Raw genomic sequence first — 21,139 nt, forward strand, 5'->3', positions numbered from 1 at the left:
AGCTATGGGCCAAGGTCAGTGCCTGGGGATGAATGCGGGACAGATGACATCCTGTCATGCATTGCTTGATCAACCATCGTTTGCCAGCGGCGCCCGGATGCGCTCTAATCATGGCTTGTTCCTACACGAGCTTGCCATGCTGCCCACTCCCGCCATCGCCGCGCTGCGCGAAAAATTTCCCCTGATTACAGAACTGATGGCCTTGCAGCCCTTGAGCTGGTTCAATCCCCGCATCGCGCCGGCGGCAGAAGGCTTGAAGGACGTGGGCTTGACGATGGACGACGTGGCCGATGCCAGCGCGCGCCTGGCGCGCTTTGCGCCATATCTGTCCAAGGCGTTTCCGCAAACGCAGGCCACTGGCGGCATTATCGAGTCGCCCGTCATGCCGCTGCCGGCCATGCAGGCGGCGCTGGGTCTGGCCTTAGACATGACGAGCGGTCAGCTGTGGCTCAAGCAGGACAGCCATTTGCCCATTTCCGGCTCGATCAAGGCGCGCGGCGGCATCTATGAAGTATTGAAACACGCGGAAATGCTGGCGCTGGACGCGGGCTTGCTGAAGGAGGGCGACGATTACAGCCTGCTGGCCAGCGACGCCGTGCGCGCCTTCTTTGGCCAGTATGCGATCGCCGTCGGTTCCACGGGCAACCTCGGCTTGTCGATCGGCATCATGAGCGCGCGCCTGGGCTTTCGCGCCACCGTGCACATGTCGCTTGACGCGCGCCAGTGGAAAAAGGATAAATTGCGCAGCCACGGCGTCACCGTCGTCGAGTACGCGACCGACTACAGCGTGGCCGTGGAAGCGGGGCGCAAGCAGGCCGAGAACGACCCCAGCTGCCATTTCGTCGACGATGAAAATTCGCACGATCTGTTCCTCGGCTACGCGGTGGCGGGACAGCGCCTGAAAGCCCAGTTCGATGCAAGCGGCATCGCGGTGGACGAGGCGCACCCGCTGTTCGTCTACCTGCCGTGCGGCGTGGGCGGCGGTCCCGGTGGCGTGGCCTTCGGCTTGAAGCTGGCCTTTGGCGATTTTGTCCACTGCGTCTTCGTCGAGCCGACCCACTCGCCGTGCATGTTGCTGGGCGTGCACACGGGCTTGCACGAGGGAATCAGCGTGCAGGAGATCGGCATCGACAACCTCACGGCCGCCGATGGCCTGGCCGTGGGACGCCCGTCCGGCTTCGTCGGGCGCGCCATGCAGCGGCTGATCGACGGCTACGCCACCGTCGCCGATGAAGAACTGTACCGCTTGCTGGCGACACTGGAGCAAACGCAAGGCTTGCGCCTGGAACCGTCCGCCGTGGCCGGTTTCGCGGGCATTCCTGCCGTGCTGGCCGCGCCGCAGTACCAGCAGCACCTGGACAAGGCCACGCACCTCGTATGGGGCACGGGCGGCAGCATGGTGCCGGAGCAAGAAATGGCGGCCTATGTGGCGCGGGGCAGGGCGCTGCTGGCGGCCGGAGCCGCTTGATGCCGCCCGGCGCGCCGGGCAGGGCCACGCTTGGTGCCACGCTGACGGCCAGCCAGTTCGCCAACCTGCACACGTTTCTCGTGGCGGCGCGCCATGCCAGCTTCGCGCTGGCCGCGCAGGAACTGGCGCTCACGCCCAGCGCCGTCAGCCACCGCATCGCGCGGCTGGAAAGCAGCCTGGGCTTGCGGCTGTTCCAGCGCCTGACGCGGCAAGTCAGACTGACGGCCGACGGCGAGCGTATCTTTGCCGCCCTGCAAATCGGCTGGGATGGCTTGCAGGCGGCGCTGGCCGGCGGCGATGCGCTGGCGGGCAGCATCACCATCCACGCGCGCCCGTCCATCGCCCAGTGCTGGCTGGTGCCGCGCCTGGCAGGGTTCGCTGCGCTGTATCCGGACGTGTCGATCGACTTGCGCGTGGGTAATGATAGCGTGGACTTTCGCGCCGGCCAGGTCGACCTGGCCTTGCACTATGGCGACGGCCACTTTCCCGGCCTGGCCGCGCGCAAGCTGATGGACGAATGGCTGGCGCCCGTGTGCAGTCCGGAATATGCGCGCGAACACGGCTTGTTTGACGCGCCGCGACAGCTGTCCAGCGCGACGCTGCTGCACGATACGCTGGCCTGGCCCGCCTGCGCGCCCGACGCCGAGTGGCGGCTGTGGCTGGACGGGCAGTCGCCTGGCGTGAGCCCGTCCGCGCGCAGCCTGCGTTTCGACCGCGCCGACCTGTGCGCGCAGGCGGCCATCCACCACGCGGGCGTGGCCATGGGCCGGCGCCAGCTGGTGCAGCCGTGGCTGGCCAGCGGCCAGCTGGTCTTGCCGTTCGGCGGTTTCAACTTGCCCAGTCCGCAGGCGTATTACCTCGTGCACGGCGCGCGCGCCACGCCGCCGGCGAGGGTGCAGGCCGTGTTCGACTGGCTGGTGGGGCAGGCAATTTGATACACTGCGCGCCTTGCCCAGCAACGCGCCAGAAAGCAGTCCCATGCATCCATCGTCATTGAACCCCACGCCGCCACAGGAATTGCGCAGGTATGCGCTCGCTTGCCTGCTGGAACCGGACCCGGCGACCAAGGTGGCGATGGTGGCCGCCATGGCCGAGGCGCAACTTTCTCTCGATGCGCAGGCGCCGTTGGCGCCCACCGGTGCCGTGCCGGGCCGTCCCGAGCGGCCGGAACTGGTGCCGCCGCGCCTGGTGGGGCGGCGCTCGATGATCACGCCGGAAGGGCGCGCCATGCTGGTCCACGCGCTTGCGCATATCGAGTTCAATGCGATGAACCTGGCGCTCGACGCCCTGTGGCGCTTCCCGGACTTGCCCGCTGAATACTACACGGACTGGCTGCGCGTGGCGAAAGAGGAAGCGACGCATTTTGCCATGCTGCAGGCGCATCTGCAGGTGCTGGGCCACACATATGGCGACTTTCCCGGCCACGACAGCCTGTGGGAAATGGTCGACAAGACGCGCGGCGACGTGCTGGCGCGCATGGCGCTGGTGCCGCGCACCCTGGAAGCGCGGGGGCTCGATGCGATTCCGCCGCTGCGCGCCAAGCTGGCGCAGGCGGGAGATATGGCCGCCGCCGCCATCCTCGACATCATCCTGCGCGATGAAGTGGGGCACGTCGAAATCGGCAACCGCTGGTACGGCTATCTGTGCGATCAAAGGGGCCTGGAATTGCGCGCCACCTATGCCGAGCTGGCGCTGCGCTACGAAGCACCCACCCTGCGCGGCCCGTTCAACCTGGAAGCGCGGCGCCGGGCGGGGTTTTCGGAGCTGGAATTGTCCGATCTGCCCGCCTGAGCTTGCCTACGGATGGGCCGTGATGCTGATGTGCCAGTGGCTCAGGTGTCCCGTCTCGATATGCACTTTTGCCGGCTTGGTCCAGGCTCCCGCGCCGGGGATCTTGTCGGCCGGCGCGGCGGAAAAGCGCCCGTCGACGAGGGCCAGCTTGATGAAGCTGGGGCCGATGTAGATGACGCGCGTGCTGGCCGGCGCCGCTTCCTGGGCCAGCATGGCCCGGTTCGCCGCGATCCATGCGAGCAGCGCCGTCAGCTTCGGCTTTTGCGCGGGGTTGGCCGCCACTTCCGCTTTTGCGTCGTTGATCAGCTGGTGAATGGCGGCGCCATCGTTCTGGCCGCCCAGCGCGTCCGTGTAGCCGCCCATGCCGTCCGCATAGCGCAAGTCGATCTGCTGGCCGTCGCTGTGGCCGCTGTGGCCGAGGATGGAACGGCCCGTTGCCGTCTGCGTCACGTGCTGGCCGCTGATGTCGTCGAAACGGTAAGCCTTGCCCGCCAGCCAGGCGATGGCCAGGCGCGTGGCCCACGAATCGCCGCCAGGATCGCGCGTGCCGTAGCGTCGTGCCGCCAGCGCCGCCTCGTCGTTGGCCAGGTACAGGGGGATATAGGCCGTGTCGCCCTTGAATGCCACTTGCCCCCCTTCGGCCGGGTCGGAGCTGGCATCGGTATTGTCGATGTGGCCCTTCAGGCGCACCGTGACGACGGCCTTCTTGTCGAGCTTGGCGCCGGCAAAGGGGGGCAGCACCAGGCTGGGAAATTTCACGCTGCCGGCAGTCTTGGTATGGGTCTGGGACAGTAAATTCTGCGTGCTGAAGGCGGGATCGCCGCCGCCGGACGCAATGCCGATGTTCACTTCCGTAATCGTCGCCGCCGCTGGCGTGTAGTGCAATTCCAGCGGCAGGGTGTGCGTGGCCGTGGCTGCGCCTTGCGACACGGATACATACGGTCCCGCCAGATTGCCCGTCAGCTTGATCGGCTGCAGCACGGGGTGGCCATCCTTGTTGGGCGACAGGAATTTGGCCAGCGTCACCTTCAAGCCCTTGCACGCGAGGCTCAGTTCCACCGTCGTCACGGTGGGCAGGGCGCTGTCGCCGATATTCGTGGCGCTGACATTGCCGCCCAGGGTCAGCGCGCCGTCCTTGGTTTGCTTGCTGACGTCGACGCACTCCGTCCTGACGATGGTGCCCTGCGTGTAGTGAGTCTGGTTGACGGCGCCCGCGGCGGCCAGGTTGACCCCGGGCAACCCCGTCACGGAATAGGACCAGGTATCGTTGTACTGGCTTTGCGCCGTCGTGTAGACGGGATACTCGGCCGTGCTGACGGTGATTTTCACGCCCACGTTTTTCGTGTCCTTGGGCACCGTGAAGGCGATGGGCGAGGTGATGGTCTGGTTTTGCGCGGCCGCCGTGGCCGTGAAGGTCTTGCTGTCCGCGTCATCCTGCGGCGTGACGTCGCCCGCGGCGCGATGGCTGGCCGGCACCTCGCGCGCAGGCGGCCCGGCGCCATCCTGCGTGACGCTGCCGGCGGTATAGGTCTTCGCCTCGGCGCGCAAGGCCAGGCTCGCCGCATACGGGTAGACGATGTCGACATTGACGTTGCCGCTGCTGTTGAAGACGACGGCGCTGACGCTGACCACGTTCGGATGAACGAGGTCGTTCAAGGTCAGCTGGTAGGTATCGGGCAGCACGCCATCGAAGTGGAAGGCGCCCGTGGCATCGACCACGGCCACCTGGCGCTGGCGGTTGTTGTAGCCTGCCAATAACATTTTCTTGCCGGCCAGTCCCGTGGCATTGCCGCCTGCGGGCGTGCGCAGCTGTCCTTGCAGCACGATGCCGGACTTGATGACGATCAAGGCATAGCTGGCCGTGAACTCGCCATCCTGCGAGACGAAATTGAGGTTCAGGTCGTAGCTGCCGTTGGGCAAGGATGCCAGCAGTTGCTGCATGGCCGTGGCACCGATGCTGAAGGTGCCACTGGCCGCATCGAACGTCCAGTAGCTCTTGAGGCTGATGGCCATGCCATCCGGGCCGGACAGCAGACCGTCGCTGTCATCCTGCAGTGCCATGGGGGCCGCGCCCACGAGGCGCAATCCCAGGCCGCCCGGCCGCAGGCGGTTGTTCGGCCCCAGCCCGGTGATGGCCAGCACGGGCGCCGCGGCGGGCACGCTGCCGTCGTCGTTCGGCTCCACATAGGTTTCCACGGCCGTGGGCAATTCGGTCTGGATCAGCAGATCCAGGATGGTGACCTTGCCGCCCTTGCTGAGGGAAAATTGCGCATGCTGGTCGACGCCCGTGTCGCCCGGCGTGGAAAAGCGCAGGCTGCCTTCCTGCAGCAGCACGTCCGTGACGGCGCCGCTGGCCTTGACGCTGTCGGCGCCGTCGGGAAAGCCCAGCCCGGCCAGCGGCAGCACGACCACTTGCGCGGGCCGCACGGGGTCGAGGACGATGCCGTCGCTGGTGCTGAAGGTCCAGGTCAGGCCGGCGCTCTGGAAGGCGATGCTGCGTTCGATGCGCAGGGTGATGGTGTCGGCGGGCGTGACGGAGGCGCCCGCGCCGATGCTGCCGGCCTGCACGTCGCCATCGATGATGGTGCTGCCTGTGGGCGCGCTGGCCAGCACGGCTTGCACATTGCCGGCCGCTTCGCTGCCATTGTTGCGGATGTGCACGCGGTAGGTGTAGTCCCAGACTGTGCGGCTGACGCGCTGCTCGGCCACTTTTTCCAGCGAGGTGACTTCGAGGTCACCCGCGGCCTGGGCGGTGGTCGCGGCAGCCAGCATGACTTTCGGCGCGGGCGGCTGCGTGGGATCGTTGGGGCCGCCGCAGGCGCACAGGCCCAGCGCCAGGCCCGTGGCCAGCGCGGCACACGCCAGCTGCCGGCGCCGCAGGCACAGCATGGCCAGCACGCCGGCCAGCAGCAGCCATGGCGTGGAGGGCAGGGGCACGACGGCCGGCTGCGTGCTGCCCGCGTCGAGTTCGATGAAGGAAACGGGGTCGAGAATGGAAAACGGCTGGGCGCCGGGGCTGCCCGCGCCCAGGTAATCGAAGCTGACGGAAAAGCCCGGGGCCGTGGCGCCGGGGGCGATGCCGCCGGCCAGCGCCAGCGCGTCGAGGTAGCCGCTGGCGGGAATAGCGGGATCGGGCTGCACCAGCAGCACGTCCCAGCCCGGCGCCGTGGAGACGCTCTGCAGGTTGGCATAATTGCCCACGCCGAAGAACAAGGTGAATTCCTCGATGGGCACGGCCAGGGTGGTATTGCTGACCGTGTAGTCGTAGCGCCACTGCGTGCCGCCCAGCGACGTCGCCGTGTAGCCGATGCTGGTGGCGTGCGCTGCCGACATTGCGCACAGCAGTAGCGCCAGCAGCACTTGTTTGATAAAGCCCATGATCGTTCCTCCGTAACTGGCGCCAAGCGTGCCCAGGCAGGAGGTCAAGCAGGAAGCGTTCCCGTATAGATTGTGCTGTAAAAACAAGGGCTTGGCTGGAACAGGTCGGAGCCGGTGTCAAATTTTCCGACACGGGACGTTATGGCTAAGCCTGTCAGCGCTGTCCTACCCATCTTGTCGAAACCGTCTGATTGTATGCCTTGTGGAAACACGCGATGATGATGTCCATGCTGCAACAGCCAACCAGTCCGACGGAGTATGCGATGCAAAAGCCAGACCAGTCCATCCACGTGAACAAGCCGTTTCTGCTGATCTGCCTGTTTACCTTTTCGACCCTGGCGGCGACCTGGATGAATATGGGCGAGGCGCAGAACAGCGATGCCGCACCGGTCCCCGTGGCGCGCGAAGCGGGCCACGGCGCCTTGCCCGTGTGTAGCAGCGATGCCCTCACGCTGTCGGCCCAGTGCCAGCGCCAGCCGGCGCGCCAGGCTTGACCGCCGCCTTACTGGCGGCCTGCGCTTGCAGCCGCTGCTGCAGCAAGGCCAGCACGGCCGCTTCCTCCGGCGCCAGCGCCGGCAGTTCTTCCCGTAACCGCTCTTGCGCCCGCGCGCGCATGCCGTCCAATAAACTGCCATCCAAATACGATTCCAGCACGGCCGGGTGCACATAGCACTTGCGGCAGATCGTCGGCGTATTGCCCAGCTTTTTCGCCACGGACTCGATCGCCTGCACGATGTTTTTCTTGGCTTGCGCATCGGAATCGACCTGCTCGAACGCCTGCAGGGCCAGCGCGGCCAGCAAGGTGCCGGACCAGGTGCGGAAATCCTTGGCCGTGTAGTCTTCGCCCGTCACCTCGCGCAGGTAATCGTTGACATCGCCCGAATCGACGGCGTGGCGCGCGCCTTCGTCATCGACATATTGAAACAGTTCCTGGCCCGGCAGTTCACGCATGCGCGCAATCACCCTGGCCAGCTTGCGGTCGCTGAGGCGGATATCGTGGCGCACGCCGCTCTTGCCCTTGAAGTGAAAGGCCACGGCGCTGCCGTCGACCTGCACGTGGCGCGTGCGCAGGGTGGTCAGGCCGAACGATTTGTTCGCGCGCGCATATTCCTCGTTGCCAATGCGCATCATCGTCAATTCCAGCAGGTGCACGATGGTGGCCAGCACTTTTTCACGCGGCAAACCGGGCAGCTGCATGCCGCGCGCGACGGCGGCGCGGATGGCGGGCAGGGCGCGGCCAAAGCTGAGCATGCGTTCATATTTCACGTCGTCGCGCACCTGGCGCCAGCGCGCATGGTAGCGGTACTGCTTGCGCCCGCGCGCATCGCGCCCCGTCGCCTGCAGGTGGCCGTTGGCGCGCGGGCAGATCCACACGTCCGTCCAGGCGGGCGGGATGGCCAGCGCCTTGATGCGCGCCAGGGCGGCGGCATCGCGCAGGAGTTGGCCGTCCGCATCGCGGTAGCGGAACTTGCCGGGCTTGCCCAGGCGGGCGATGCCGCTCTGGTGATCGCCCGTGTAGCGCAGGCCGGCGGCGCGGGCCGTGGTGGTGGCAGATATTTCCATGGTGATAGCTTACCTTGCAGGCCGCGCATCCGCCGCGCCATTATGCTAAGGTGCGCATTCGTAACGCCGTGCGCGGCAGACAGGAGCAGCAGATGTTTGGCAGAAAAAAGAATCTGGAAGAAGACCACGCCCCCCAGGCCGACAAGCAGTATGAAAAGAAGTACACGGATGACAGTTTCTGGGACAAGGTCGTCAAGTTCGCCAAGACGGCGGGACGCGAAGTCATCGAAAAAGCCCTGTGGCTGTACTACGCGGCCCAGCAGCCGAACACCCCGCTGTGGGCCAAGACGGCGATTTATGGCGCGCTCGGCTATTTCATTTCGCCCATCGATGCGATTCCCGACATCACGCCCGTGGTCGGCTATGCGGATGACCTGGCCGTGCTGGCGGCGGCCGTCGCCACCGTCGCCACCTACATCACGGCCGAGGTCAAGGAGCGCGCCGCCGAGAAATTGCGCGGCTGGTTCGGCGCCTAGCCGCCGGCAGCGGGCTGGCCCGGTTGGCCCTTTATGGCGTTGCGGTACTTCGCCCTGGCCTCGGCCTTCTTCAGCGCCTCGCTGGCGATGTTCTGCGCCTTGATGCGGGCTTTTTCACTCTTGCTGCGCTGCTGCGCCACGTCCTTGTTGCCGATGCGGTTCGTCATGCTGGTCTCCTCGTTGAGCGTCAAGTTTGACCAGCACAGCATACGTTCTTGCCCGGGCGCTACCGTGCGCCCGCTCACACAAGCGCCATGCCTACCTGGCCGGCGTGCCGCCGGCCCCATGCGCGAGGAGGCGCAGCACGACTTCTTTCTGGAACGAACGAAACTCCTTGTCGGCGCTGACGTTGGCGAAGGCCAGCACGGCCGTCTTGCTGGCGCGGTCGACGCAGACGACGGATGCGGCGCCCGGGTCGCCGCCGCTGTGCGTGGCCAGCGGCCGGCCGTCGACGTCGCGCAAGAGCCAGACGAGGGCCTGGCGCACGGATGAATCGGCGGGCACGACGGGGGCCGCTTGCGGCGCAAAAAACAATTGCAGGGTGGCATCTTGCAGATAGCGGTGGCCATCGACCCGGCCGCCATTGCTGAAGATGGCCAGGAAACGGGCAAAGTCCTGCGCCGAGCTGCGCAGCAGGCCGGCCGGCCAGTCCGGGTAACCGACGGGCGGCAGCACTTGCAGGCCCGGCTCCTTGTGCGCATACGGCTGGGCGACGACGGCGCGCCGCGGCAAGCCCGCCAGGTTCCAGGCCGTGCTGTCCATGCCCAGCGGTTCGAACAGGTGCTCGCGCGTGTAGGCGTCCAGGCCATCGGGGTTCAAACGGCCGACCAGATAGCCGAGCAGGGCGATGCCCACATTGCTGTAGCGCCATTCCGTGCCGGGCCGGGCGGCAAACGACACATCCGCGTCATACCAGGCGCCGCCGCGCGACAGATAGCCCTTGACGAAGTCGCGCAGCGGCAGGCGCGGGTCGCCCTGCACGGCAAACGCCGTCGTCTTGTCGTACACGGCGTCGGAAATGCCCGAGGTATGGCTGAGCAAGTGGCGAAAGGTGATGGGCACGTCGGGAAACTTCGGATGCATGAGCGGGAAGTCCAGATACGCCGCCACCTTGTCGTCGAGCTGGAAGGCGCCCTGTTCCAGCAGCATCATGACGGCCGTGGCCGTGACGAGTTTGCTGACGGAGGCGACATGGAACACCGTGTTCGCATCGGCCTTCTTGCCGGCCTGGATGTCGGCCCAGCCATAGCCGCGCGCGAAGATGGTCTGTTCTCCGCGCACCACGGCCACGCTCATGCCCGGCGTTTCCGTGCGGGCCAGGCCATCGCGCATGTAGCCGTCAAATTCCGTTTCCCACGCCAGCCTGGCCGGATCGGTGGCGCAGCCCGTTTGCAGCAGGGCCAGTGAGACGCCCAGTCCCAGCACGCTTCGTCGTTTCATTGATTCTCTCTTTTGCCATTTTTAATTATCTTAACAATATTTCCGCCCATCCTAGGGGCGATTGACAAAATCATTGCTCTGTAGCAATGACAAAGGGCATCAGTTGGTGTTTATGTCGCCACTTATTTGCGCCAGTAGCGTTCCAGCAAAGGCTTGACCGTCAGACCGTGCGCGACGATGGAGAGGATGACCACGACGAGGGTGATGTCGGCCAGTTCGCGCGCCAGGCCGCGCGGCAAGCCATGCGCGATGGCATAGCTGAGATAGTACAGCGAGCCGATGCCGCGCACGCCGAACCAGGCGGCCAGTCCGCGCAGGCGCACGCTGGTGCCGGAAGCCAGCAAGCCGAGCATCACGCTGGCCGGGCGCGCCAGCAACAGCAGGAACAGCGCCACGCTCCACCCCTGCCAGCTCCAGGCGGCGGCCGTGACGGCGCCGCCCAGCAACAGCACCAGGGTCAGTTCGGACAGGCGTTCCAGATGTTCCTTGAAGACGAGGGCTTCGCCGCTGACGGTCAGCGTCACCTCGCTGTCGTGCGGCTTGGCGGCGGACACGGCATGGGTTTCTTCCGCCTGCAGCAAGCCTTGCCGGTCTTTCGGCGCGCCGGCCAGCCGCAGTTCCGTCTGGCGCAACGCCACGCCGGCAAAGAAGACGGCCAGGAAGCCCCATGCGTGCAGCCAGGTGGCCACGCCGTAGACGAGGGCGATCAGGCCCAGGGCCGCCAGGTCATCGAGCACTTCATGCTTCGGCTCCTTGGCGCGCAGCTGCCAGCCCAGCCAGGCCAGCAGCGCGCCGCCGGCCGCGCCCAGGGCGATGGCGCCCGCGCTGGCCCAGCACAAATCGCGCCACAGCCAGGTGGCGCCATGCGGCCCCAGTTCATGCAAGCCCAGCAAGCCCAGGCCCAGCATGACGAAAGGAAAACCGCTGCCGTCGTTCATGCCCGCTTCGCTGGTCAGCATGAAGCGCAATTGCTCGCTGTCGCCCGCATGGCGCAGCTGCACGTCGGTGGCCAGCACGGGATCGGTGGGCGCGAGGATGGCGCCCAGCAGGATGCCCGCGCCCAATGGCAGGCCCAGCAGCAGGCAGGAAAAGGCTGCCACGAGGGCCACGGAAATGGCCATCGACAGCCACGCCAGGCGCAGCGAAGGCAGCCAGCGCGCCAGGCTGAAGGGCACGGGCATCTTGACGCCGGCGGAAAACAGGGAGATGAGGACGGCGATTTCCGTCAGGGTTTCCAGCAGCGGCGCCTGCTGTACCAGGTCGAACGAGAACAGGCCGAGGAACATCGGGCCCAGCAGCAGGCCCACGCCCAGATACGCCATGGCCGAAGTCAATGGCAGGCGCGCGATGCCGTCGGCGCCCAGGCCACGCGCCAGCATCAGGCAGCCGATCAGGATGAACCAGGCGGTGGTGCTCATGCGCCTTATTTTAGCGGCGCGCGGGCAAGGGCAGCGCGCCGCAGGTTTTTCAAGCCTTGTGCAACTGTACCGTATCGTTTTGCGCCTGCATGGCGTGCAGCTCGTGCAGTTCGATCGGGTCGTGCGTGGAGCGCAAACGGGGCAGGCCGTGCGGGTAGTGAGCCGTAATAAAGGCCAGCATCTGTTCGCGCACGAGGCAGCGCAACTCGAAGGCCAGGCCCGAATCCGCCGCGCTGATCAGGAAACGCACGCGCACGGCCCGCTCGTTCGAATCCGTCGCCTGCACGGTGCAGACCCGGCCATCCCATTGCGGCGCGGACGCGCAGATGCGCGTCAGTTCCGCGCGCAGCGGTTCCAGGGGGATGCTGAAATCGAGCCACAGGAACACCGTGCCCAGCAGGGTGGACGAGCTGTGCGTCCAGTTTTCGAACGGATTTTCGATGAACCACTGCAGCGGCACGATCAGGCGGCGCTCGTCCCACACGCGCACGACCACGTAGGTGCCCTTGATTTCCTCGACCTTGCCCCATTCGCCATTGACGATCAGCACGTCATCGATGCGGATGGGTTGAGAAAACGCAATTTGCAGACCGGCAATGAAATTGCCCAGCACGGGGCGGGCGGCGATACCGGCCACCAGGCCCGCCACGCCGGCCGATGCCAGCAGGCTGGCGCCGATCTGCCTTGCGCCGGGCAAGGTCAGCAGCACGAAGGCCAGGCCCAGGATGACGACGATGGCGTGCGCGCTGCGCGTGAGCACGCGCGCTTGCGTGATCAGGCGGCGCGCGCGCAGATTGTCGGCCACGTCGACGGGATTGATTTCGGAAATCGTGATGGACAGCGCCTGGATGCATTGCATCGCCAGCCAGGTCAGCGCGATGATCAGCGCCACGCTGGCCAGGTGCGACATGGCCAGCAAGCCCGGCGTGTCGTCGGGGGCGCCGGCCAGCACCATGCGCAGGCCGAACACGATGACGCACAGCTGGCTGGCGCGGAAGGCCACGCGCGTGGCGTTGGTGGTGAACGGGCGGCCATTGGCCAGTCTTTTCAGCAAGCCGATGCCGGCCCGGTGCACGCCGACGGCGACGAGGGTGACGAGCAGGGCGGAAACGAGCACGGTCAGCGCCGAGCGCAGCGGGCCTCCCATCAGCGAGTGAAACGTGCTGAGATCCATAGGCAAAAACTCCTTATTGATAAGTGAAATGGATGTCGGAAGCGGCTATTTTACGGGCAGATGACGTCGCGGGGGCGTGCGTTGCCGTACGGATAAGACTTCGGTCAAGGTGGATACTGGAAGAAATTGCTGCGCTGCGCCATGCCACATTGACGTTTCAATACGGAAAGCAAGCGGGCGTCGCCGCATTGGAAACATAGTCATACTTGCCATGCTTTTCGTTTTTGCAAAGGAAACCGATGATAGTACGATCACTCCGAATGTCCTTGCGCTTCATCCTGCCACTGGCTCTGGTGCTGGGACTGTTTGCCTATATCGTGGTACCCCTGCTCGACAATATCACCCTGCGCTGGTACGTGCGCGATCTCGACAGCCGGGCCGAATTGCTCGCTGGAACTCTCCGTCCGCCGTTGACCGAATACCTGCCCGCCCAAGATGCCGCCCGCATCAGCGAACTGTTCCAGGGCGCCACGCGCGACGAACGCCTGATCGCCATCGGCTTTTGCGACAATGCCGGCCACTTGCTGTACCAGTCCGCGCAATACCCCGCTTCCATCGGCTGCTGGAGCACGCCGGCCACGGGCGGCCTGTACAAATCGCTGGCGCAACTGCCCCAGGGCCAGGTCCATATCAGCGAAACGCCCGTGATGCAGGACGCTTCGCAGCTGGGCCGCCTGGTGCTGGTGCAGGACATGAGCTTTGTCGAGCGCCGCAATACCGATACCAAGCGCTTCATCTTTGCCTTCCTGGCCGTGCTGGCCGTGCTCATTTCCCTGATGACCGTGTTCGTCGCCCACCTGAGCTGGCGCGGCTGGCTGTCGGCCGTGAAGGAGATCTTGCGGGGCGAGTTGCTGCCGAAAAGCAATGGCGCGGTGGCCGCCGCCGCGCCCGCCGCCGCGCCCGCGCCGCCGCCGGAAATGCAGCCGCTGATCGGCGACTTGCGCGAATTGCTGCAGGAATACCATTTGGAACGCCAGGGCGATAACGGCTGGTCGTCCGATTGGACGCCGGACAAGCTGCGCGCCTTGCTGGAAGCGGACTTGTCGGGCGACCAGGTGCTCGTCGTGTCGAACCGCGAACCGTATATCCACACCAAAACTGATGCCGGCATCGCCGTGCAGCGCCCGGCCAGCGGCCTGGTGACGGCCGTGGAAGCGGTGATGCGGGCGTGCTCCGGCACCTGGATCGCGCATGGCGCCGGTTCCGCCGACCGCGAGACGGTCGACAAGCTCGACCATGTTCCCGTGCCGCCCGACAATCCCAGCTACACCTTGCGCCGCGTGTGGCTGACGGAGGAGGAAGAGCAGGGCTACTATTATGGTTTCGCCAACGAAGGCATGTGGCCGCTGTGCCATATCGCCCACGTGCGCCCCGTCTTCCGCTCGTCCGACTGGGAGCAGTATGTGAAGGTCAACCGCCGCTTCGCCGACGCCGTGATCGCCGAAGCGAAGACGGACAATCCCGTCGTGCTGGTGCAGGACTATCACTTCGCCTTGCTGCCGCGCATGGTGCGCGAAGCCTTGCCGAAGGCGACGATTATCACCTTCTGGCACATCCCCTGGCCGAACTCGGAATCGTTCGGCATCTGCCCCTGGCGCGAAGAAATCCTCGACGGCTTGCTGGGCAGCACCATCCTCGGTTTCCATACGCCGTTCCACCGCAAGAATTTCCTGGAAACGGTGGACCGCTACCTGGAAACCCGCATCGAGCCCGAAGCTTCCACGATTTCCTACGGCGGCGAGATGACGCAGGTCGAGGATTACCCGATCTCGATCGCCTGGCCGGAAGACGACCCGGCGCAGCCCGACGTGGCCGCCTGCCGCGCGCAGATCCGCGCCGAGCTGGGCGTGGCGCCCGACCACTTGCTGGGCATCGGCGTGGACCGCCTCGATTACACGAAAGGCATCGTCGAGCGCTTCCAGGCCGTCGAGCGCATGCTGGAACAGCAGCCCGGCATGGTGGGCCATTTCACTTTCGTGCAGATCGCCGCCCCCAGCCGCGCTTCGCTCGATGAATATCAAAGTTTTGACGCGCGGGTACGCAAGATGGTCGAGCGCATCAACCGCCGCTTCGGCAGCGGCGACTACGTGCCCATCCTGCTGAAAGCGGAGCACCATGGCCAGGACGATTTGCAGCGCTATTTCCGCGCCTCGGAAGTGTGCATGGTGACGAGCTTGCATGACGGCATGAATCTGGTGGCCAAGGAATTCATCGCCGCGCGCGACGACGAGCTGGGCGTGCTGGTGCTGTCGCAATTCACGGGCGCCGCGCGCGAGCTGCATGAAGCGCTGATCATCAATCCGTATCACATCGAGCAGGGCGCCGACGCCCTGTACCGCGCTCTCGTGATGCCGCCCGTGGAGCAGCGCGAGCGCATGAAGAGCATGCGGGCAAGAGTCAAACATTTCAATGTGTACCGCTGGGCCGGGCGCATGCTGCTGGACGCGGCCCGTTTGCGCCAGCGCGACAAGGTCATGACCAAGATCGATGCCCACAGCCGCATCAAGCGGCGCAAGGGGATGTGATGGCCGATATCCCTGACGATAGCGCAGCCCTGTTGCAGCTGCTGAGTGCGCCCGGAACAGCCGTCTTCCTCGACTTCGACGGCACCCTGGTCGACCTGGCGCCCACGCCCGATGGCGTGCGCGTGGCGCCCGGCGTCATCGAAGCGCTGGCGCTGCTGGCCGAGCGCCATGACGGCGCGCTGGCCCTCATTTCCGGCCGTCCCGTGGCGCAGATCGACGCCATGCTGGCGCCCCTGGTCTTGCCCGTTGCCGGCGTGCATGGCGTTGAGCGGCGCGGCGCCGATGGCGTGCTGCACGTGGCGGGCACGCCCGATGTGGCGCCCGTACTGGCGCGAGCGCAGGCGCTGGCGGCGCTGCACCCTGGTTTATTGGTGGAGCAGAAGCGGGGCGCCGTGGCCCTGCATTACCGTCTGGCGCCGGAACTTGAACCGTTATGCCTGCAGGAAATGACGGCGGCCGTGCAAGCGTGCCCGGGTGTATTGCTGTTGCATGGCAAAATGGTCCTGGAAGCCAAGCCGGCCGCCACCGACAAGGGGGGCGCCATCGCCGCCTTCATGCAGGAAAGCCCCTTCGCCGACCGCCGGCCCGTGTTCGCGGGCGACGACACCACCGACGAGGCAGGCTTTGCCTTTGTACAACAAGCAGGCGGGCAGGGTGTCAAAGTGGGCAGCGGCCCCAGCGCCGCTACCCTGCGCCTGGCCAGCCCCGGCGCCTTGCGCACCGCGCTGCTGGCCGCTTCCGCATCCCCGACATCGAAGGAGTAGCCCATGACGACATCGCATGACACCCCCAGCGGCGCGCACGCGTCCGCCGCCACCACCTCACCCGCGCCAGCATCGCTGAACTGCGGCGTGGTGGGCAATTGCGCCTTCAATGCGCTGATCGACCAGGCAGGGCAGGTCGTCTGGTCCTGCCTGCCCCGTTTCGATGGCGACCCCGTCTTCAATACTTTGCTGGACGACACGCAAAACGGCAGCGTGTGGGCCATTGACATTGAAAACTTTGCGCGCAGCGAGCAATTCTACGAGCCGAACACGGCCGTGCTGCGCACGCGCCTGTACGACACGCAGGGGCGCGGCGTGGAAATCACGGATTTCGCGCCCCGCTTCCTCAGCCGCGACCGCATGTTCCGCCCGCTGATGCTGATCCGCCGCGTGCGGCCGCTCGACCACGCCGTGCGCATCCGCGTACGGCTGCGTCCCCGCTACGACTGGGGCCGTCTGGCGCCGCAGATCACGCAGGGCAGCCACCACATCCGCTACGTGGGGCCGGAACAGACCTTGCGCCTGAACACCGATGTGTCGCTCAATTATGTGCTGAGCGAAACGTATTTCGTGCTGGGCGGCACCGCCAATTTCCTGCTGGGCCCCGATGAAACCCTGGCCGGCGGCATCGACGAGACGGCGCGCATCTTCGAAAAGGAAACCATCAACTATTGGCGCACTTACACGCGCCGCCTGGCCGTGCCGCTGGAATGGCAGGACGTGGTGATCCGCGCGGCCATCACCTTAAAACTGTCCTTATATGAGGACACGGGCGCCATCATCGCCGCCATGACCACGAGTATTCCCGAAGCACCGGGCAGCAGCCGCAACTGGGATTACCGCTATTGCTGGCTGCGCGACGCCTTCTTTGTCGTGCGGGCATTGAACAGCCTGTCCGAAGTGGGCACGATGGAAGAGTATTTGCGCTGGCTGACGAATATCGTCGCCCGCTCGAAAGGCGGCCACATCCAGCCCCTGTACGGCATCGGCCTGGAAGAACAACTGCCCGAATCGATACTCGAGCACTTGCCCGGCTACCGGGGCAACGGTCCCGTGCGCGTGGGCAACCAGGCGCAGGAACACTTCCAGCACGATGTCTACGGCAATATCGTGCTCGGTGCGGCGCAGGCCTTCCTCGACCACCGCTTGTTCCACCGGGCGGGAAAAGCCGAGTTCGCCGCGCTGGAAGCCGTGGGCGACCAGGCCTTCCGATTGCATGCGGAACCGGACGCGGGCATGTGGGAGCTGCGCACGCGGGCCCGCGTCCACACCTCGTCCATGCTGATGAGCTGGGCCGCCTGCGACCGCCTGGCCAAGGTCGCGCATAAACTGGGCTTGCCGGACCGCGCCGACCACTGGAACAGCCGTGCCGTGCTGATCCGGGAAAGATTGCTGCGCGAAGCGTGGAGCGAGGAGCGCCAGGCCTTCGCCGAAAGCCTGGGCGGGCGCGACCTCGACGCCTCCGTCTTGCTGATGGCCGAAGTCAACTTCATCGACCCCATGGACCCCCGTTTCATCGCCACCGTCGACGCTCTGGAAGCGTCCTTGTGCGACGGCCCCTACATGCGCCGCTATGAAGCGCCCGACGATTTCGGCAAGCCGGAAACGGCGTTCAACATCTGCACCTTCTGGCGCATCGACGCCCTGGCGCGCATCGGCAGGAAGGACGAAGCCCGAAAAATCTTCGAAACGATGCTGATGGCGCGCAACCACCTGGGCCTGCTGTCGGAAGACACGCATCCCGTGACGGGAGAGATGTGGGGCAATTTCCCGCAGACGTATTCGATGGTCGGCTTGATCAACTGCGCCGTGCGGTTGTCGGCGCCGTGGGATAGTGCTATTTAAGTGCGGGCCTGGATCGCGGGCCTGACAAAATGTCCATGACTGCGTTGCTTGGGCTTGCCGTACATTCGTACTGTCTGCGCCCGCGCGCCTTGCCCTGGGCATTTTTCAGGCCCGCTGGGCCCGGGATGCCCGGGTTGGAGACCCGGGCCATGGTTTGCTTTGCCATTGCGTAGATATCAATTCAAAGTGTTGGGTCAAGCAGGTCCGCCACGCCCATACAACCTGCACTCCGCCGCCAACGCCAGCAGATTCGGGTCGCGCTCGCGGCTGCTCTGCATCAGCAGGGTGATTTGCTGGTGCGAGCCGTAGCGCGCGTCGAGCGGCAGCAGTTCGACGCGCGAGCTGAAGGCGCGCACCCTGCCGGGCAGCAGGCTGTAGCCGATGCCGCCGCTGACGAGGTTGATCAGCGAGAAGATATCGCCCACCCTCATGGCAGTGTCGGGCACGAAGCCCGCCAGGTCGAAGGCGTGGTTGAAGCTTTGCGAGGTGACGAAACCTTCGCTGAGGGTGACGAATTTGTCGTTGCGCAACTGTTGCAAGTCCACCGAGGCGGCCCCCGCATAGGGCGAGCCCAGCGGCGCGGCCAGGTAGACGTCGTCCTGGAACAGGGGCACGGCCACCAGGCCCGCATGCTGTTCGTCTTCCTGCACGCCGATGATGATGGCGTCCAGCCGGCCGTCGGCCAGGCTTTGCAGCAGGTCGCGGTTGGAACCGAGCGTTAAATCGATGTCCAGGCCCGGCCGGCGCAGCTTCAGGGCGATCACCAGCTGCGGGATGCAGTGCAGGGTCAGCGAATACAGCGAACCGATCTTCAGGCGCACGGGGTTGATGCCCGACATTTCGCGCACCTTGCGCACGCCTTCCTCGCATTCGGCCAGCGCGCGCCGCGCCGATTCGGCAAAGGTGTAGGCCGCATGCAGCGGGATCAGGCTGCGGCCCTCGCGCTTGAACAGGGGACAGCGCAAGCCGTCTTCCAGCGAATGCAGGGCGCGGTGCACGCTGACCGTGCTCTGGCCCAGCGCATCGGCCACCCGCGCCAGGTTGTTCAATTCCATAAAGCTGAGAAAAACTTCGAGCTTTTTCAAGGTGATTTCTTCGTTGATGGCCATGACTAGCCTCTTTCAAGGGAGTTCATTAACTTCAGGGTAATGAACATGGTAGCAGGTTGATTGTCGCGCTGGCGCTTTCKTTTTATCGTCTGGACTCGATAGCTCATTCCGGAGGCATGATGTCAACCGCCACAGCAGCGCCAGCGCAGCGGCAAAAACAATGGGATACGCGGCGCACCGAGAAACGCCGCCGCCTCGATGCCGTGCGCCCATATGCGAACGGCCCCGTGCTGCAACAAGGCGACATGGTCGCCGTGCTCGAAGCGCTGCTTGCGCCGGGCGACCGCGTCGTCCTCGAAGGCAATAACCAGAAGCAGGCCGATTTCCTCGCCCGCATGCTGACCCAGGTCAATCCCGACAAGATCCACCATCTGCACCTGATCATGCCCAGCGTCAGCCTGCCCGAACACCTGGACCTGTTCGAACGGGGCATCGCCCGCAAGCTCGATTTTTCCTTCGCCGGCACGCAAAGCCTGCGCATCGCCCAGTTCCTGCAGGACGGCTTGCTGGAAGTGGGCGCCATCCACACCTATATCGAGCTGTATGCGCGCCTGTTCGTCGACCTGACACCGAATGTTGTCATGGTGGCCGGCTACATGGCCGACCGCCAGGGCAATCTGTACACGGGCCCCAGCACGGAGGACACGCCGACCCTGGTCGAATCGGCGGCCTTCCGCGACGGCATCGTCATCGCCCAGGTCAACCAGATCGTCGACGACGTCAGCGACTTGCCCCGGGTCGACGTGCCCGGCTCGTGGATCGATTTCGTGGTGCAGTCCGACAAGCCGTTCTTCATCGAGCCTTTGTTTACCCGCGACCCGCGCGTGATCAAGCCCGTGCACGTGTTGATGGCCATGATGGCGATCCGCGGCGTGTATGAAAAACACCAGGTGCAGTCGCTCAATCACGGCATCGGCTTCAATACGGCCGCCATCGAGCTGATCTTGCCCACGTATGGCGAGCAACTGGGCTTGAAGGGCAAGATTTGCCGCAACTGGGTGCTCAACCCCCATCCGACCCTGATCCCTGCCATCGAAACGGGCTGGGTCGAGAGCGTGCACTGCTTCGGCGCGGAACTGGGCATGGAAGGCTATGCGGCGGCCCGGCCCGACGTGTTCTTCACGGGCCGCGACGGTTCCATGCGCTCGAACCGCGCCCTGTGTCAGCTGGCCGGCCAGTACGCGGTCGACCTGTTCATCGGCGCCACCCTGCAGATGGATGGCCTGGGCAATTCCTCGACCGTGACGAATGGCCGCCTGGCCGGCTTCGGCGGCGCGCCGAACATGGGCCACGACCCGCACGGCCGGCGCCACCCGACGCCGGCCTGGCTGGACCTGATCGAGACGGACGACCCGCTGGCGCGCGGCAAGAAGCTGGTGGTGCAGATGGTCGAGACGTTCCAGGATGGCGGCCAGCCCACCATCGTCGAATCGCTCGACGCCGTGGCCGTGGGCCAGGCCAGCGGCATGCCGCTGGCGCCCGTGATGATCTATGGCGACGACGTCACCCATGTGCTGACGGAAGAGGGCATCGCCTACCTGTACAAGGCCCGCTCGCTCGACGAACGCAAGGCCATGCTGGCCGCTGTCGCCGGCGTGACGCCCATCGGCCTGCGCCACGACCCGAAGACCACGGCGACATTGCGCGCCGACGGCCTGATCGCGCTGCCCGAGGATATCGGCGTGCAGCGCGGCGCGGCGGACCGCTCGCTGCTGGCGGCGAAAAGCATCGCCGACCTGGTCGAATGGTCCGACGGCCTGTATCAACCACCCGCCAAATTCAGGAGCTGGTAATCATGACAATGATGATGACAATGATGACGACGACCGTGCCGGTGCAGGTACGCCCTGCGGCGCTGGGGCGGCAAGTGCTGCAGGCGCTGCTCGATGAAGCGACCCTGACGCCGAAGCCGGGCCTGGTCGATTTGCGCAGCCGTGGCGCGCATACGGACTTGAACTGGGCGCTGATGTGCCATTCGGCCTGCGCGCTGCAGCCCGTGTTTGCCGCCATGGCGCAGGCAGGCTGGGAAAGCGATGACGACGATCAGCTGCGCCAGCGCATCGGCGCCATCGGCCGCGAGGGCGAGGCGGTCATGCTGGCGGCCACCGGCGGCGTCAACACGCACCGGGGCGCCATCTGGGCGCTGGGCCTCTTGGCGACGGCGGCGGCCCAGCAGGGCGCGCGCGGC

17 protein-coding genes are annotated in these 21,139 nt (G+C 65.7%); 10 read left to right on the forward strand and 7 right to left on the reverse strand.

Annotated features, from left to right (window positions below; all coding sequences use genetic code 11):
- The first annotated feature begins 136 nt into the window (after nt 1-136).
- Genes CBW66_RS25130 through CBW66_RS25140 form a run of 3 tightly spaced genes read left to right on the forward strand, consistent with a single transcriptional unit; the run spans nt 137 to nt 3,259 of the window.
- Nucleotides 137-1,468, forward strand: coding sequence for a D-serine ammonia-lyase (locus tag CBW66_RS25130; RefSeq protein ID WP_086140090.1), 1,332 nt, complete (start codon nt 137-139; stop codon nt 1,466-1,468).
- Entirely contained in the window at nt 1,468-2,403 is a 936-nt protein-coding gene (gene dsdC / locus CBW66_RS25135) for a DNA-binding transcriptional regulator DsdC (protein WP_086140091.1), read from the forward strand. Before CBW66_RS25130 ends, dsdC begins: the two co-directional genes overlap by 1 nt.
- Before the next feature lie 43 nt (nt 2,404-2,446).
- Complete coding sequence (locus CBW66_RS25140) at nt 2,447-3,259, forward strand: ferritin-like domain-containing protein (protein ID WP_086140101.1); 813 nt, start codon at nt 2,447-2,449, stop codon at nt 3,257-3,259.
- Nucleotides 3,260-3,265: 6 nt separating this feature from the next.
- Here CBW66_RS25140 and CBW66_RS29565 read toward each other — a convergent pair whose 3' ends face one another.
- Nucleotides 3,266-6,637, reverse strand: a complete 3,372-nt coding sequence (locus tag CBW66_RS29565; RefSeq protein ID WP_230492355.1) for a hypothetical protein — start codon at nt 6,635-6,637, stop codon at nt 3,266-3,268.
- Nucleotides 6,638-6,900: 263 nt separating this feature from the next.
- Between CBW66_RS29565 and CBW66_RS25150 the strand changes: the two genes are divergently transcribed.
- Nucleotides 6,901-7,131 carry a hypothetical protein gene (locus CBW66_RS25150; protein ID WP_139841752.1) on the forward strand — a complete coding sequence of 77 codons (231 nt, stop codon included), beginning with the start codon at nt 6,901-6,903 and terminating at the stop codon, nt 7,129-7,131.
- On the opposite strand, the gene CBW66_RS25155 is transcribed toward CBW66_RS25150, so the two are convergent.
- The gene (locus tag CBW66_RS25155) at nt 7,085-8,200 is read right to left on the reverse strand and encodes a DNA topoisomerase IB (RefSeq protein WP_086140093.1); all 1,116 of its coding nucleotides are present in this window, start codon (nt 8,198-8,200) and stop codon (nt 7,085-7,087) included. The genes CBW66_RS25150 and CBW66_RS25155 overlap by 47 nt on opposite strands.
- A 92-nt stretch (nt 8,201-8,292) precedes the next feature.
- Here CBW66_RS25155 and CBW66_RS25160 point away from each other — a divergent pair, with 92 nt between their 5' ends.
- On the forward strand, nt 8,293-8,676 hold the full coding sequence (locus CBW66_RS25160; protein ID WP_046685558.1) for a YkvA family protein: 384 nt from the start codon (nt 8,293-8,295) through the stop codon (nt 8,674-8,676).
- Here CBW66_RS25160 and CBW66_RS29125 read toward each other — a convergent pair.
- The 4 genes from CBW66_RS29125 to CBW66_RS25180 form a co-directional block, all read right to left on the reverse strand.
- Complete coding sequence (locus CBW66_RS29125) at nt 8,673-8,843, reverse strand: hypothetical protein (protein ID WP_170933026.1); 171 nt, start codon at nt 8,841-8,843, stop codon at nt 8,673-8,675. The two genes, CBW66_RS25160 and CBW66_RS29125, sit on opposite strands and share 4 nt — an antisense overlap.
- Before the next feature lie 91 nt (nt 8,844-8,934).
- Nucleotides 8,935-10,116 (reverse strand): serine hydrolase, encoded by a 1,182-nt coding sequence (locus CBW66_RS25170; protein ID WP_086140094.1) that lies wholly within the window; start codon nt 10,114-10,116, stop codon nt 8,935-8,937.
- Between the two features lie 122 nt (nt 10,117-10,238).
- Nucleotides 10,239-11,534, reverse strand: a complete 1,296-nt coding sequence (locus CBW66_RS25175) for a cation:proton antiporter (protein ID WP_086140095.1) — start codon at nt 11,532-11,534, stop codon at nt 10,239-10,241.
- A 49-nt stretch (nt 11,535-11,583) separates the two neighbouring features.
- Nucleotides 11,584-12,708 carry a mechanosensitive ion channel family protein gene (locus CBW66_RS25180; RefSeq protein ID WP_170933027.1) on the reverse strand — a complete coding sequence of 375 codons (1,125 nt, stop codon included), beginning with the start codon at nt 12,706-12,708 and terminating at the stop codon, nt 11,584-11,586.
- A gap of 239 nt (nt 12,709-12,947) precedes the next feature.
- On the opposite strand from CBW66_RS25180, the gene CBW66_RS25185 reads away from it, so the two are divergent.
- From CBW66_RS25185 to CBW66_RS25195, 3 genes are read left to right on the forward strand one after another with little or no spacing between them, the layout of a single operon-like run.
- On the forward strand, nt 12,948-15,233 hold the full coding sequence (locus tag CBW66_RS25185; protein ID WP_172402220.1) for a trehalose-6-phosphate synthase: 2,286 nt from the start codon (nt 12,948-12,950) through the stop codon (nt 15,231-15,233).
- A complete protein-coding gene (otsB, locus tag CBW66_RS25190; RefSeq protein WP_086140098.1) occupies nt 15,233-15,997 on the forward strand; it encodes a trehalose-phosphatase in 765 nt (254 codons plus the stop codon). The genes CBW66_RS25185 and otsB overlap by 1 nt, the downstream gene beginning before the upstream one ends.
- Nucleotides 15,998-16,000: 3 nt before the next feature.
- Nucleotides 16,001-17,842 carry a glycoside hydrolase family 15 protein gene (locus CBW66_RS25195; RefSeq protein ID WP_086140099.1) on the forward strand — a complete coding sequence of 614 codons (1,842 nt, stop codon included), beginning with the start codon at nt 16,001-16,003 and terminating at the stop codon, nt 17,840-17,842.
- A gap of 194 nt (nt 17,843-18,036) precedes the next feature.
- Here CBW66_RS25195 and CBW66_RS25200 read toward each other — a convergent pair whose 3' ends face one another.
- Complete coding sequence (locus tag CBW66_RS25200; protein ID WP_086140100.1) at nt 18,037-18,951, reverse strand: LysR family transcriptional regulator; 915 nt, start codon at nt 18,949-18,951, stop codon at nt 18,037-18,039.
- 116 nt (nt 18,952-19,067) lie between these two features.
- Between CBW66_RS25200 and mdcA the strand changes: the two genes are divergently transcribed.
- Both mdcA and CBW66_RS25210 read left to right on the forward strand, forming a co-directional pair.
- Nucleotides 19,068-20,744, forward strand: a complete 1,677-nt coding sequence (mdcA, locus tag CBW66_RS25205; protein ID WP_230492356.1) for a malonate decarboxylase subunit alpha — start codon at nt 19,068-19,070, stop codon at nt 20,742-20,744.
- Between the two features lie 23 nt (nt 20,745-20,767).
- Nucleotides 20,768-21,139 (forward strand): triphosphoribosyl-dephospho-CoA synthase (locus tag CBW66_RS25210; protein ID WP_253251348.1); only part of this gene is annotated, 372 nt, incomplete at its 3' end.

The organism is Janthinobacterium sp. GW456P (genome assembly GCF_002127655.1).
Classification (GTDB): Bacteria; Pseudomonadota; Gammaproteobacteria; order Burkholderiales; family Burkholderiaceae_D; genus Janthinobacterium.